Here is a 14,294-nt window from a genome sequence, read left to right as displayed (position 1 = left end):
GGTCTCGGCCTCCTGAGGCTGCCTCTGGGAATCGAGCCGGGCGCTCGCTCGCGCCGACGGCGCTCACATCGGTCCGCGACGGCCCCGCGGCGAGACCCCGCGGCGCGCGGCGGGCGATTTTTCGCGCGGCGGGCCGATTCCGCGGGCGGCTATCTGGCCGCCTCCCGGGCGATCCCGGCAAGGCCGGCGTCGAACACGCCCGTGATGTCGGCGACGGCGTCGGCGTCGCTCATGCCCTCGGCGTCGAAGGTCGCGCTCCAGATCACCATGGACCCCGCGCCGTTGGGACGGACCGCCAGCGTCGCGTTGTAGGCGCGCACCGGCAGGGGACCCTGGATGAAGCTGTAGCTGTAGCTCATGCCGGTCTCGTCGCGCGCGGTCTCGACCTCGGCGATCGTGCCCCGGCCGCCCTGCACCACGAGGCCGCGGATCTGCGCGCGGATGCCGTCATCGTCGTCGTCGCCCGAAAGGATGCAGCGCTGGACCTGCGGGTGCCAGTTCTGGATCGCGCAGAAATCGCCGACCAGCGCCCAGACCGCCGCGGGCGGGGCCGGGACGTCGCGGCTGCGGGTGACCTCCAGGGCGCTGGCCGGTCCGGCGCCGAGGACGGCCGCGACGATGACCGTCAGGGAAGCGGGCTGCATCACGGGTGGTCTCCGGGCAGGCGGGCTGGTGTGACGCGACTTGGGGCGCTGCCGGGGCCGCGGCGAGCCTCGGGCCGCGTCTCGAAGGTGTCGCTGCCGGCCCGCTATGCTACGCCGCCCTCGTCTGGATCACCGGAGATGCCCATGGACGATCGCGCCGCGCCGAAGCGGCCCGTGACCCGGAGCGGCGCAACGCGCGCGGTCCTGGCGACGGGTGCCGCACTCGTCTTCGGCACGGTCGTGCCGGCGCGCGCCGCCGGGCCCGACCCCACCCCGCCGGTCGCACCGCAGTCCTTCGAGGCCTGCCGGGCCGACCTGATCGCCTGGGTCACGGCCCGCGCCGTGCCGCAGGGCCTCGCCGAGGCGCAGCTCGCCCACCTCACGCCCGACCCCGACGTGATCGCCGCGACCCAGAGCCAGGGCGAGTTCGTCCGGCCGATCTGGGACTACATCGAGGCCAGCGTCACGCCGGCCCGCGTCGAGTCCGGTCAGCGCAAGCTCGCCGAGCACGCCGACACGCTCGCGGCCATCGAGGCCAGGTACGGGGTCGACCGCCACATCCTGGTGGCGTTCTGGGGCGTGGAGTCGAGCTACGGCGCCGTGCTCGACAATGCGGCGGTGGTGAAGCCGGTCGTCCGCTCGCTCGCGACGCTCGGCTGCAGCGACCCCAACCGCATGACCTACTGGCGCGACGAGCTGGCGGCGGCGCTCCAGATCCTGGCCTGGAACCAGGCGCCCCTCGACCGGATGCCCGCCGGGCTCACCGGATCCTGGGCAGGCGCCATGGGGCACACGCAGTTCATGCCCAGTGTATACCAGCGCGAGGCGGTCGACTTCGACGGGGACGGCCGGCGCGACATCTGGACCTCGGTGCCGGACGCGCTCGCGTCGACGGCGAACTACCTGCGCAGCCACGGCTGGAGACCCGGCGAGGGCTGGGGCGCCGAGGCGGTGCTGCCCGAGACCTTCGACGCGGCGCTCGCCGACGAGACGACGGTCCGCACCGTCGCGGCGTGGCGGGGGCTCGGCGTGAGGCCCGCCCGCGACCGCGCCCTGCCGGACACGGCCGAGGCGACCCTGATCCTGCCCGCCGGGATCCGCGGCCCCGCCTTCCTGCTGCAGCCGAACTTCGCGGTGATCCTCCGCTACAACACGGCCCTGTCCTACGCGCTGACCGTCGCGCTCCTGTCGGAGCGCCTGCGCGGCGACCCGGGCCTGGTGCACGACTGGCCGCGGGGCGACCGGCCCCTCACCGCCGACGAGCGGCGCGACCTGCAGACCCGCCTGACGGAGCGCGGCTTCGCCACCGGCGGGGTCGACGGCAAGATCGGCCCGAAGACGCGGGCGGCGCTGCGCGCCTTCCAGGGGTCGGTCGGCCTGCCGCCGGACGGTTACGCCGACGCCGCGCTGCTGGACCGGGTCCGGGCCGCGCCCTAACGGGCGCTCACGCCAGGAAGGCGGGCTCGTCCCGGGCGAGCACCCGCTTGACGCTCTCCAGGTGCAGCCGCGCGCTCTCGGCGCGGCCGGCCGCCTCCTGGGCCGCCACGTGCTTCACGATCGCCTCGGGCACGGCCTTGAGCGCGCGCCCCGTGCTCATGGCCAGGACCTGCGCCTGCGCGGCGCGCTCCAGGTAGTAGAGGTCGTCCCAGGCCTCCGCGATGGTCTCGCCCAGCACCATCACGCCGTGGTTCTTCAGGAACACCACGTCCGCATCGCCGGCGCTCTCGGCGATCCGCCGGCCCTCGGACGCGTCGAGCGCCAGTCCGTTGTAATCCTCGTCCACCGCGATGCGGCCGTAGAAGCGCAGGGCGGTCTGGCCCGCCCACAGCAGCGGCTCTCCCTCCAGCATGGCGAGGGCCGTCGCGTAAGGCATGTGGGTGTGGAACGCGGCCCGGGCCCGGGGCTTCAGCCGGTGCAGTTCGGCGTGGATGTGGAAGGCGGTGGCCTCCGGCTGGCCGTCGCCCTCGATGACGTTGCCGTGGAAGTCGCAGAGCAGCAGGCTCGACGCGGTGACCTCCGCGAAGGAGAGGCCGTAGGGATTGACCAGGAACAGGTCGGGCCGCTCCGGCAGCACCGCCGAGAAGTGGTTGCAGATGCCCTCTTCCAGGCCGTGGCGGGCGGCCCAGCGCAGGCAGGCGGCGAGGTCGATCCGGGCGCGGCGCACGCTGTCGGCGTTCAGGGGCTCGTTGCTGCGGGCCGGCGGGGTCCCCGGGGCGGTAACGGCGTGCGCCATGCGTGCGGGCTTTCCTGTGTAAAGGGATCGGGCCGGGCGACCCGGCCGGGGCCGCACTCTAGACGCTCGCGCGCAGCCGCCAAGCGCTCAGGCGCGGCCGTCCGTGACGCCGCCGACGAGGTTGAGGCCGAGCAGGAAGTCCGACGCGAAATCCGTGCGGACGACCGGCTCGCGCGGGATCGCCTCGCGCAGGAGATCGCGCTCGGCGCGGCGCGCCGCGACCGCCTCCGCCACCGAGACGCGCCGGAACGACAGGCGCGCCCCGCCCCGGACCTGCGCCAGCCGCCCGAGATCCGGCCCGATGACCGTGGCGATCTTGGGGTAGCCGCCGGTGGATTGCCGGTCGGCCATCAGGATGATCGGCAGGCCGTTGCCGGGGATCTGGATCGCCCCCATGGCGACGCCGTCGGAGACGATGTCGTGCCCCTTGGCGTGTTTCAGCGGGGTGCCGTCGACGAAGCAGGCCATCCGGTCGCCGCGCGGCGAGACCGTCCAGGGGCCGGCCAGGAACGCCGCGATCTGGTCTGGCGCGAAGTAGTCGTCCTGCGGGCCCAGCACGACCCGGATCTCCCGCCCGTCCCGGATGAGCCAGGGCGCGACGAGCCGCTGCGGCGGCCCGTCCGGTGTCCGACCCTCGGCGACGGGGAGGCGGTCGCCCGCGGCGAGGCCGCGGCCGTCGAGGCCGCCCAGCCCCGAGCGGGTATGGGTCGCCGCCGACCCGAGGACCGGCGCCACGTCGAGACGCCCGGCGACCGCGAGGTAGCCCCAGGCGCCGGCGTCGCCGGCCCGCACGACGAGGGTCTGGCCGGGCTCCAGGGTGAGCGCGACCGTGTCGGGCAGGAGCACGCCGTCCAGCGCGACGCGGAAGCCCGGCGCCAGCAGGGCGAGCCCGACGGCGCCGTCCTGCGCCGAGACGGTGACGCCGCCGGTGGAGATCTCGACGGCGGTGGCGTCGAGGGCGTTGGACGCCGCCCGGTTGGCGGCGGCGTGCATCAGCGGATCCATCGGGCCCGCGGCCGTGATGCCGTAGCGCAGGTAGCCGTGCCGGCCCCCGTCCTGCAGGGTGATGCCGGGTCCGGCGGCGTCGATGACGAGGGCGGGCATCAGCGCGCCTCCCCGCGGCGGGCCACCGGCTCGCCCGCCGCCTCGCGCGCCGTGAGGGCGTCGAAGGCCGCCGCATCCACGGGCTCGAAGCGGATCAGGTCGCCGGCGCCGACGAAGAAGCTCGGGTCGCGCTCCGGCGCGTAGAGGCGGGCCGGGGTCGCGCCGATCACGTACCAGCCGGTCGGCATCGGCACGGTCGCCACCGCGGCGAGTCCGCCGCCGATCATGATGGCGTTGCGCGGGTGCGGCGGCCGCGGGCTCGCCCGCCGGGGCACCGCCAGGGGCTTCGGCAGGCCGCCGAGATACGCGAAGCCCGGCGCGAAGCCGTACATGTAGACCCGGAAGGTCGTGGCCGCGTGGCTCGATACCACCGTCTCCGGCGACAGGCCGCTCTGCTCGGCGACCTGCGCGACGTCCTCCCCGTGGGCCGCGTCGTAGCAGCAGGGCAGGGTCCAGAGGGTCGGGCTCGCCGCGCGCGCGGTCGCGCCCGCCGCCAGCGTCCGGACCCGCTCGGCGAGCGTCCCGCGGTCGAGCACCAGCGGGTCGTAGTGCAGCATCAGGGAGCGGTAGGTCGGCACGCGCTCCCGCAGCCCCTCCGGCGGGTCCGCCCCGAGGGCGTCGTCGAGCGCCAGGACTCGGTCGCTGATCGCCGGGTCGACCGTGCTGCCGAACTCGACCACGAGGGCCGCCTCGCCGGCGTCGAGGAGGCGGGGCTCGTCCAGCGCCGCGCTCACGGCCGGAACGGCGCCAGCGTGACGCCCGCGCCCTCCAGCCGGGTCCGCACCGCCCGCGCCGTGGCGACGGCGTGGTCGGAATCGCCGTGGACGCAGATCGAGCGGATCGGCGTCGGCAGCGTTTGACTGTCGGCCGTGAGGATCGCGCCCGCCTCGACCATGCGCAGGACGCGGTCGGCCGCCTCGCCGGAATCGGTGATCATCGCGCCGGGCTGGCTGCGGGGGATCAGCAGGCCGGTCGGCGTGTAGCCGCGATCGGCGAAGATCTCCTGGTGGACCTCGAGGCCGCAGGCCTCGCCCGCCGCTACCTGGGCGGTCAGCGCGATGGCGAGCAGCGCCAGCTCCCGGTCCACCGCGCGGACCGCGCGGGCGATGGCGTCGGCCACCGGCCGCTCCTCGGCGGCGACGTTGGCCAGCGCCCCGTGGGCCTTCACGTAGGTGATGCGGTGGCCGGCATAGGCGGCGAGGGCCTGCGCGGCGCCGATCTGGTAGGCGACGAGCCGCTCGATCTCGGCCGGGCTGTACGGCATCCGTCGCCGCCCGAAGCCCCAGAGGTCCGGGAAGCCCGGATGGGCGCCGACGGCGACGCCGCGCGCCTTCGCCAGCGCGAAGGTCCGGGCCATGATCTCGGGGTCGCCGGCGTGGAGCCCGCAGGCGACGTTGGCCGAGGTGACGATCCCGAGGATTGCCGCGTCGTCGCCGCAGGCGTAGGCGCCGTAGCCCTCGCCGAGGTCGGAATTGAGGTCCACGCTGGTCATCGCCGCCGCTCCGCGTGCCGATCGGGTCTCACAGGGCCGCAACGGGTTCCGGCTCGGCCGGATCCGCGGTGCAAGAATCGAGCGCGCGGCCCGCCGTCTCCGGCAAGAGAAGCGCCGCGACGATCACGAGGCAATAGGCCCCCGCCGCCACGACGCCGATGGCGGTGCCGAGTGTCAGCGAGCCGCTGAGATGGCCTACTACGGCCGGGCAGATCGCGCCCGTGGCGCGGCCGAAATTGTAGCAGAATCCCTGTGCGGAGCCGCGGATCCGGCTCGGGAACAGCTCGCTCAGGAAGGCGCCCATCCCGGAGAAGACGCCGGAGAGGAAGAAGCCCAGCGGGAAGCCGAGGACCAGCATCACCGGGTCGGTGATCGGGATCAGCGTGTAGGCCAGCACGAGGACACCGGCGCAGAAGCCGAACAGGACGAAGCCGCGACGGCGCCCGATGCGGTCGGAGAGCCAGGCGCTGGTCAGGTATCCGACGAACGACCCGAAGATGAGCATCAGCAGGTAGCCGCTGGTGTTCAGCACCGAGAGGTTGCGCTCCGTCTTCAAGTAGGTCGGGAGCCACGTGGTCACCGCGTAGTAGCCGCCCTGCATGCCGGTCGCGAGCAGGCTCGCCAGCACGGTCCGGCCGATCAGCGGCCGGGAGAAGATGTCGAGGAAGCTGCCGGTATCGCCGACGTCGCGCATCGCGGCGCGGGTCTGGCGGTAGATCTCGGGGTCCTCGATGTTGCGGCGGATCCAGAAGATCAGCACCGAGGGGAGGGCGCCGAGCCAGAACAGGATCCGCCACGCCACGGCGGGCTCCGCCAGGGCGAACACGGCCCAGAAGGCGATGGCCGCGCAGGCCCAGCCGACCGCCCAGCTCGACTGGACGAGCCCCACCGCCTTGCCGCGGTAGCGCGCCTGGATCGTCTCGGCGATCAGCACCGACCCCACCGACCACTCGCCGCCGAAGCCGAAGCCCTGGAGCGCGCGGGTCACGAGCAGCTGCTCGTACGAGTGGGTGAAGCCGCTGAGCACCGTGAACAGGGTGAACCACGCGACGGTGCCCTGCAGGACGACCACCCGGCCGTAGCGGTCCGCCAGGATTCCGGCTGCCCAGCCGCCGATCGCCGAGGTCACCAGCGCGGCGGTGGCGATGTTGCCGGCCTCGACCTTGGTCAGGCCCCAGACCACGACCAGGGTCGGGATCAGGAAGGTGTAGACCATGTAGTCGAACGCATCGACGCCGTAGCCCGCGAAGGCCGCGCCCAGGACCCGGCGTTCCGCCGGACTCGTGTCTTTCACCCACATGGCGCAACTCCTTCGCGGACGGGCCGCCACGCGGCCGGGAGGGTCACAGGAACGGCAGGTCCCGGTTGAGGAGGTCGGTGATCAGCATGTGACCGGGCGCGTGGGTGATGCAGAGCGGCAGTCGCGCCGCCATCGCCACCGCCTGCGGGGTGACCCCGCAGGCCCAGAAGACCGGGAGCTCGTCGGGCTCGATCGGGACGGGGTCGCCGAAATCCGGCCGCGCGAGGTCGCGGATGCCGATCAGGCCCGGGTCGCCGAGATGGATCGGCGCCCCGTGGACCGCCGGCATCCGGGCCGTCACCTGCACGGCCTTGATGGCGTCCGCCGCCTTCATCGGCCGCATGGAGACCACCAGGGGGCCGTGGAACGGTCCCGACGGTTGGGTCTCGATCGACGTCCGGTACATCGCGACGTTGCGGCCCAGGGCAACGTGCCGGAGCGGGATGCCCGCCTCGATCAGGCCGGCCTCGAACGAGAAGGAGCAGCCGAGGACGAAGGTGACGAGGTCCTCGCGCCAGACGCCGGTCAGGTCGGGCAGCTCCGCCGCGAGTTCGCCCCCCTCGTAGACGCGATAGCCGGGGACGTCGGTGGCGAGGTCGAGGTCCGCCCCGAGCGTCGGAAGCGCGCGGGCGCCGGGCCGCGAGACGCCGAGGATCGGGCAGGGCTTCGGGTTCTGCTGGCAGAAGCGGTGGAAATCCTCCGCCATGGCCCGCGGCAGGATCATCAGGTTGCCCTGCGCGTGGGCGGGGACGAGACCCGAGGTGTGGCCCCGGAACCGGCCCGCGCGGATCGCGCGCCGCGCGTCCGCCGCGTCGGCGAAGACAGGTGCGGCGCCGTCGGCGCCCGGGTGCTGGCTCACCGCGTTGATCTCCCCGGCTGGTCGTCGCGCGCCGGAACGGCCGCGTCGGCCGCCCGGATTCCGCAAGATCCCGATCGCTTCAGCGATTCATTTCCTGCGGCAACGATCCCATCGCGCCGCGGGGCGCGCCAATCGTGATTGCGAATGGGGCGCGATAAACCCGTCTTATCGGCCGGCGGCCCAGGTCTCGGCGACCTCCTGGGCGAGGCGGGCCGCGTCCGCCACGAAGTGGTGGGCCGGCCGCTTCGTGTGCATCGCCGTGAAGGTCAGGTCCGAGAGCGTCGGCTCGGCCGGCAGGACCCGCAGGGTGCCGGCGCGGAGCTCGGCCTCGACCACGGCCGGCGGGATCACGCAGATCCCGAGGCCCTCGACGCCCATCTTCACGATGGTGGCCAGCGAGGCGCTCGTGTGGATCTGGCTCGGCAGGAGGTTCTCCTGCAGGACGAGGTCGCGCAGCTCGACGTAGGGGCTGGTGTTGCGCGGGTAGGTGATGAGCGGGTGGTGCAGCAGCGCGCCGAGGCTCAGGGGCTCGTCGCCCGGCAGCAGGCCCGGCGCGGCGATCCAGGCGACGGGGGTGCTGAACAGCGCGCGGTTGGCGAAGCTCGGCAGGGTGATCGGGCCGACGAGGAAAGCGAGGTCGATCTCGTCGGCGACCAGGGCGGCCTGCATGTTCGGCGAGATGTCGACCGTGATGTCGACGCCGATCCCGGGATGGGCGGCGCGCATGCGCTCGATGAAGCGCGACAGCCACAGGTGGACGATCGTCTCGGACACGCCGAGCCGCAGGGTGCCCCGCGTCCGGCCGGTCTCGTGCAGGGCCGCGCTCATCTCGGTCTGGAGCGCCAGGAACCGCTCGGCGAAGCCGAGGAGCAGACGCCCCCGCTCCGTCAGCGCGACGTCCCGGCTGCGGCGCTCGAACAGCGTCCCGTACTCATGCTCCAGGGCCGCGATGCGCTGGGAAACCGCCGGCTGGGTGGTGTTCACCTTCTCGCTGGCGCGCCGGAAGCTCGAGAGTTTCGCGACCCAGTAGAACACCTCCAAGCTGCGGAAATCCGCCATCCCGCGATCGTCCCGCGCCGCCGTCGTGTCCGGTCATATCGCGCTCCGGCGCGCGGAAGCGCAAGCGTGCGGCTGCTCTCGTCCTGGGTGGACGACCTGACGCTCGCGCCGCGGCGCGCCGCTAGAGGTCCGACACGGTCGTGGCCGGGCGGGCCGGGCGCATGTGCGCGAGTAGCAGGCGCGCTTCCGCGACCAGGGGATGGTCCAGGTACCAGAGGCCGCAGGCCCAGCCGGCGACCCCGGCGGCGATCGCGGCCGCGAGGCTCGGCAGCGGCGTCTCGGCCGACCATCCCCAAGCCGACATGACCAGGATGGCGGGTGCGACGGCGATCGCCGTCAGTGTGGCGGCGTGGAGGTAGATGGGGGCGTAGTCGCGCCTGAAGGTGTCGGTCATCCGCTCGAGATGCGGCCGATAGAGTCCCACGGCCAGGAGCGCCTCGCCGATCCGTGCCGCGCCCGCGCCGCCGAGGCCGAACAGGCAGCCGACGCTGAACATCACGAAGCCGGCGCCGTGGCGCAGGAACTCGAACCGCGCCTGGAGGGCGGTCTGATCCCGGATCAGGAACACCTCCCAGGTCATGCTGAGCGAACTCAGGACGATCGCGGCCACGGACAGCAGGCAGAAGGGCAGCGCCGCGCCGTCCCAGCCCGGACCGAGCAGGAGGCGCACGATCGGCCCGGCCAGGACGGCCGCGCCCGCGAAGGCCGGCCAGAGCAGCACGGTGATCATCCGCAGCGTGTGGAGGTAGCACGCGCGCAGGGACTGTCCGTTCCGCTGCTGATTCGCGAGGTCCACGAAGGTGATGCGGGTGATCACCACGTGGAGGTGGTCCCACATCAGGGTGTTGAGGCTCGCCGCGCGGGAGTAGAGGCCGAGGGCGCTGAGCCCGAGCATCCGCCCGAGGACGAGGTCGCCCATCCGGCCGGCGATCCCCGCGACCCCCGCGATGGCGAAGAGCCGGCCGCCGTAGGTCAGGATCTCGCGCCAGCCCGCGAGCCCGAGGCGCAGCGACACGTAGCGCAGCCCGAGGCCGTTCGCAGCCAGCGCCGCCGCGACGGCGCCCGCGGCCTGCCCGTAGGCCTGGCTCATGTAGCTGAAGCCGAGGAGGGCCAGCGCCAGCATCGCGCCACTGGCGACGAGACCGCGCAGCATGTTGACCAGGGCCACGCCGCGGAAATTGCCGTGCCGCTCGATCATGGCGGCCGGGCGGAACTCCAGTGCGCCGACGAGGGGCACCACGGCGAGGATGGCGAGGGCGCGCTGGACCTCCGGCTCACCGAGGAGAACGCTGCCGAACACGCTGAAGGCCAGGATCAGGATCGCCGCCGCGCCCGACAGCATCAGGTTCACCGTGAAGACGCTCGCCAGCAGCGCCGCGTCCACCCGCTCCGCGCGGACGATGTAGCTCGATAGGCCGCAGGAGCGCAGCGTCGACAGCAGGCCCGCGATGGCGGCCGCGAGGCTGAAGATGCCGGTCTCGTGGGGGGTGAGCAGGCGCGCCAGGGCGAGCGAGGTACCGAACTGTGCCAGGAACAGGCCGCCCTGGCAGAATCCCATCCAGGCCAGGCTGCGGCGCTTCGAGAACGCGGGCGGCGCCGTCGCTTCCGGCCCCTCTCGGAGTTCTGCCATGGGATCCTTCGGACGCGACAGGGTGGAGGCGGCGCTGGCTGCGGCCAGGGCGCGATCGGTCAGAACGGTCTAACAATGCCCGGTCGACCGTGGCAGCTGGCCAATCGGAGGACCAGGCCCACGCCCGATGGCCGAGGCCAAGCGGGCCTGCCGTCAAGCTCTGGAGCCGCGGAGAGGCCTGAAACCTTCGGATTCCTGCCAGGGAAGAGCTGCCTCTTGCTGTATGGGGTGAGTAGAATCGGGGTGCGTCGATAGAGAAATCCAGGATCCGAGGTATCCATTCTTTATCGGCTGCTTCTGGTGCGGCTCGGGCTGTATGCATCGCGTTGTATCGCGATTTCGAAAAAATCGATCACATGAATGGTGCGCGGCTCGGACAGAATGATCTGCATCGGCGGGCGAAAGCTCTCGCGAATGATTTGAGGGCACCGTCTCGGCGCGTCCGGGGCTGCTCTCTGATGCACTGGGCAGAGGAGATATCGCGCATTTGTGGTGATAGACCGGCAAATTCTTGGGACGTATTTCTCGTCTCATGGGACGAGAAAAGCGAGATCGGGCGATCGTGGTCGGAGCAGGGGGCGGAGCTGATCTCTTTCTATAGTTCGCCGACGATGGGAGCAGCGGCCGCTTTGCCTCAGCAGCCGCGATTTTTTGCGACGCCACATCACCGAGATGTTTGGTTCCGCATCCAAAAGGCGTAGCCCGCCCTACGGCGCACGGATCAATGGAGTGCAATGATATTACTATACCTTGTCTGCAGCTTGTTTTATAAGTTCCCGGTCCTGGCAGTATTTTTGAGATAATGCCAAATGAAAGTCAGCTTTATCGTATGTACCCGGAACCGCGTTGCGTCCCTCTTGGAAACGCTCGGGTCGATGACGCGGGCGATCGAGGCCGCGCCGGGCGCTGAGGCCGAGATCATCGTCGTAGATAACGGGTCGAGGGACGGGACGGATACGGCGCTGAAGCGCTGGTCGGCCTCCGTGTCGACCGATCGTTTCGATGTTCTGCTCCTCGCGCAGTCGCGCCCGGGTGTTGCTGGGTCTCGAAACGCCGCGATCGCGCGTTCTTCCGGAGACATCATCGCGTTCATCGACGACGATTGCGTCGTGTCGGATCAGTATCTGCGAGACCTGATCGCGCACTATGCCGGCGACACGGAAAGCGTCATTCGCGGTGGCCGGGTCGAGCTGGGATCGCCGCAGGACATCGACTTCACCACGAAGACCGCGGCCCGGGCCAGCCGGCTGACGTACCCTGACCATCCCGGCGGCTTCGTCCACGGTTGCAACATGACCTGCAGCCGTGCCGTCATCGAGCGGATCGGCGGGTTCGACGCGGCCTTCGGCCCCGGAGCGACGTTCCGCGCGGCCGAGGATACGGATTTCATCTATCGCGGCTGGGCGGCCGGCGTGGCCGTCGAGTACGTGCCCGACATGAGCGTCAAGCACTTCCACGGGCGCCGGGATCACCGCACGATCGACCGACTGCACTGGAACTACCAGTTTGGCAACGGCGCGCTCTACGCCAAGCACATCGGCCGCAGCCCGTGGCTGATCAAGCACCTGTACTGGTCCGCCCGCAACGCCGCCCGCGAGCTGGTCGGGGGCCCGCGCTTCGACGCGCATCTCGGCCTGACGTGGCGCGCCATCGTGACCGCCAATCTGAGCGGCGTCCTGGCCTTCGCCTGGCACAGCGCGCGGACGCTGCTGACGCGCTCCACCGTCCGGGCCTAGACCCCTGCGCTCCGTCGGGCACGGCCGGAGCGCGGCTCGTGCAGTGGCCCGCTCAGCGGGTCGTCGCGCCGCCGGACTGCGCGAGGAGCGTCCGGCCGAGCATCAGTAGCGTGACGCGCCGTCCGAGCTTCATCGCCGGGTAGAGAAGCCGCGCACGACCGGGACTGCGCAGGAGTCGCGCGAGGAGCCGGCTGGCCACGCCCCGGTCGTCGCTGAGGCGCGACAGCAGGACGAGCGCGTCCGGGCCGTAGTACAGGTTCGCCCCGTGACGGACGACCATGCCCTCGTTGAGGTCGTACCCGCGCCGGGTGATCTCGTCGACCAGGGGACCGCCGCTCCGGGCGTCCACCAGGGCGACGGTGCCCACGGACCGGCGCAGGGCCATGAGGTGCACGTAGTTCGAGCAGAACGGACATTCGCCGTCGTAGACCACCGTCAGGGCGGCCTCGGTGGAGGGGGCGGTCATGGGGTCAGATCGATCCTGTGCTCGGCTTCGGACACCACGCGGCGGACGGTGACGCCGTCCTGCATGCTGAAGCAGACGGATTCGCGCCGGTACACGTAGGCGACGATGTCGGCCATGGCGACCGTGTCGAAGCCGGCGGCATACTGGAGCGGCACGAAGAAGTGGTGCGGATAGAGCGCGTAGGGAAACAGGCCGGTCCTATCGCGGATCGCGCTCACGAGGCGATGGTAGCCCCGGATATAGGCGTCCATCGCCGGCCCATCGATCTCGGTCTTCGCGTATTCCTGCCCCATGCCGTCCGGCGCGGTCAGGACGGGCACGTCGCAGGCCGTCGAGGCCGTGACCTTGCGGAACACCTGAGTCCCGCCGTTCGGATTGTCGAGGGCGAAGGCGTGCGCGGCGTCGGGCGCGCCGTAGGCCATGTGGGCGAACGGGTAGGAGTAGAAGGTGAAGAAGTTGGTCGGCACGTAGTGCCGCTGGCCGTTCCGGTCGATCGCCTCGAAGTACATCTTGTTGTTGGCCAAGGTGTCGTACCAGCCGAGCCAGGCCTGGGTCATGAAGGTGTTGCCGGTCAGGATGAACAGCACCGACAGGATCCCGACCGAGACCGGCGGGCGCTCGTAGTGCCGGCTGACGACGACGGCAGCGATGGCGAGGTTCAGCATGATCCAGGGGGCGAAGTTGGCGCCCATGAGCACGATGATCGACAGGTGCATCACGTCGAAGCCGAGCAGGAGCAGCAGCAGCCAGCGGCGCGGCATCAGGATCCCCACCAGGGCGATACCCTGCCCGAACAGGATGAGCGTGTTCGTCAGCGCGCTCGAATGGCTCAGGATCATCCGCATCGCCTCCACCAGCACGGGCCAGCCCGCGTAGGGGACGTGATTGTTGTCGAGGCCGACGACGAAGATCTTGCCGGGATCGTTGTTGAGCAGCCAGGAGAGCGGGCCCTCGTCGAGCGTGACCTTGGCGAGGAACGAGGAATAGTAGTTGCCGAGGTGGATGCTGATCGCCGCCGCGATCAGCACCTTCGAGAACATCGTGCTGGCCGCCGCGACGTCCGCCCGCGCCGAGGCGCCCAGGCCGGGCCAGTCGCGGATCCGCGCGGTCATGTGGGCCACCAGGAGGCCGGCGACGAGGCAGAAGCTCACCTCCGCGAGCGGCAGCACGTCGATGATGTGGCCGTGCCAGAGGCCGGTGACCCGGATGACCGCCTGCTTGCTCCAGACCAGATAGGTGGCGCTGATCAGGGCGAGGGAGGGCCAGCGCAGGCAGAGTACACCCCCGGCCACGGCCGCGACCCAGAGCACCGCGATGGCGCCGACGGCGACGGTCGCCTTGGCACCCGGGAGGACGATGGGGAAGAGCGGATAGTGGATCAGCGCGTACCCGCCCGCGATCGCACCGATCATCTGCAGCAACCGGACCGCGGCGAGATCGGCGGCGGCGAAGCGCACCCGCGTCATCGCGAGGGCCAGCGCCACGGGGAGCGCCACCCCGTAGTAATTGTTGATCGCCGTGACGCCGTGCGAGATCTTCAGCAGGGCCAGCAGGCCGCCGATCTGCGCGACCAGGATCAGGTAATAGCGCGCCCGGTCCGCCACCGGCCGGACGAGGCGTCTCAGGGCTGAGTCGAGGGACTTGTCCGTGCCGGTGATCGGGAGCGAGCTGCTCATCGTCTGTCTTCCGCCGCGCTGGTGCGACCGCCGCCGTTGGAGGCGACGACCTCATCCCCAAGGGCCCGCGACGACGGGGCGGCCAGCGGCCGAAC

Annotated in this window: 13 protein-coding genes; 2 read left to right on the top strand and 11 right to left on the bottom strand. The window is 71.5% G+C overall.

Going from position 1 to position 14,294, the window contains the following annotated elements:
• Positions 1–149: 149 nt before the first annotated feature.
• Positions 150–644, bottom strand: a complete 495-nt coding sequence (locus tag BKE41_RS17865) for an SRPBCC family protein (RefSeq protein ID WP_070999934.1) — start codon at positions 642–644, stop codon at positions 150–152.
• A gap of 144 nt (positions 645–788) precedes the next feature.
• Here BKE41_RS17865 and BKE41_RS17860 point away from each other — a divergent pair, with 144 nt between their 5' ends.
• Positions 789–2,081, top strand: coding sequence for a lytic murein transglycosylase (locus tag BKE41_RS17860; RefSeq protein WP_070999933.1), 1,293 nt, complete (start codon positions 789–791; stop codon positions 2,079–2,081).
• Positions 2,082–2,088: 7 nt separating this feature from the next.
• Here the strand turns inward: BKE41_RS17860 and BKE41_RS17855 are convergent, their stop codons facing one another.
• The 8 genes from BKE41_RS17855 to BKE41_RS17820 form a co-directional block, all read right to left on the bottom strand.
• Entirely contained in the window at positions 2,089–2,877 is a 789-nt protein-coding gene (locus BKE41_RS17855) for an aldolase (RefSeq protein WP_024829356.1), read from the bottom strand.
• An 87-nt stretch (positions 2,878–2,964) separates the two neighbouring features.
• Positions 2,965–3,981 carry a biotin-dependent carboxyltransferase family protein gene (locus BKE41_RS17850; RefSeq protein WP_024829357.1) on the bottom strand — a complete coding sequence of 339 codons (1,017 nt, stop codon included), beginning with the start codon at positions 3,979–3,981 and terminating at the stop codon, positions 2,965–2,967.
• Positions 3,981–4,715, bottom strand: a complete 735-nt coding sequence (locus BKE41_RS17845; RefSeq protein WP_070999932.1) for an allophanate hydrolase subunit 1 — start codon at positions 4,713–4,715, stop codon at positions 3,981–3,983. The genes BKE41_RS17850 and BKE41_RS17845 overlap by 1 nt, the downstream gene beginning before the upstream one ends.
• Positions 4,712–5,473 carry a 5-oxoprolinase subunit PxpA gene (locus BKE41_RS17840; protein ID WP_024829359.1) on the bottom strand — a complete coding sequence of 254 codons (762 nt, stop codon included), beginning with the start codon at positions 5,471–5,473 and terminating at the stop codon, positions 4,712–4,714. The genes BKE41_RS17845 and BKE41_RS17840 overlap by 4 nt, the downstream gene beginning before the upstream one ends.
• Positions 5,474–5,501: 28 nt before the next feature.
• On the bottom strand, positions 5,502–6,773 hold the full coding sequence (locus tag BKE41_RS17835; RefSeq protein ID WP_012320293.1) for an MFS transporter: 1,272 nt from the start codon (positions 6,771–6,773) through the stop codon (positions 5,502–5,504).
• A 43-nt stretch (positions 6,774–6,816) separates the two neighbouring features.
• Positions 6,817–7,563, bottom strand: a complete 747-nt coding sequence (locus BKE41_RS17830; protein WP_245295978.1) for a putative hydro-lyase — start codon at positions 7,561–7,563, stop codon at positions 6,817–6,819.
• Between the two features lie 234 nt (positions 7,564–7,797).
• Complete coding sequence (locus tag BKE41_RS17825; protein ID WP_012320291.1) at positions 7,798–8,691, bottom strand: LysR family transcriptional regulator; 894 nt, start codon at positions 8,689–8,691, stop codon at positions 7,798–7,800.
• A 121-nt stretch (positions 8,692–8,812) separates the two neighbouring features.
• Positions 8,813–10,321 (bottom strand): oligosaccharide flippase family protein, encoded by a 1,509-nt coding sequence (locus tag BKE41_RS17820; protein WP_029358953.1) that lies wholly within the window; start codon positions 10,319–10,321, stop codon positions 8,813–8,815.
• Positions 10,322–11,130: 809 nt separating this feature from the next.
• Between BKE41_RS17820 and BKE41_RS17815 the strand changes: the two genes are divergently transcribed.
• Positions 11,131–12,057, top strand: a complete 927-nt coding sequence (locus BKE41_RS17815; protein WP_070999931.1) for a glycosyltransferase — start codon at positions 11,131–11,133, stop codon at positions 12,055–12,057.
• A gap of 52 nt (positions 12,058–12,109) precedes the next feature.
• Here the strand turns inward: BKE41_RS17815 and BKE41_RS17810 are convergent, their stop codons facing one another.
• A complete protein-coding gene (locus BKE41_RS17810) occupies positions 12,110–12,523 on the bottom strand; it encodes a DCC1-like thiol-disulfide oxidoreductase family protein (protein WP_012320288.1) in 414 nt (137 codons plus the stop codon).
• Positions 12,520–14,199, bottom strand: coding sequence for a hypothetical protein (locus BKE41_RS17805; RefSeq protein WP_024829363.1), 1,680 nt, complete (start codon positions 14,197–14,199; stop codon positions 12,520–12,522). Before BKE41_RS17805 ends, BKE41_RS17810 begins: the two co-directional genes overlap by 4 nt.
• Between the last annotated feature and the right edge of the window lie 95 nt (positions 14,200–14,294).

Origin of the sequence: Methylobacterium sp. C1 (genome assembly GCF_001854385.1) — a bacterium.
GTDB classification, from domain to species: domain Bacteria; phylum Pseudomonadota; class Alphaproteobacteria; order Rhizobiales; family Beijerinckiaceae; genus Methylobacterium; species Methylobacterium radiotolerans.
This window is presented reverse-complemented; position numbering and strand designations above follow the sequence as displayed.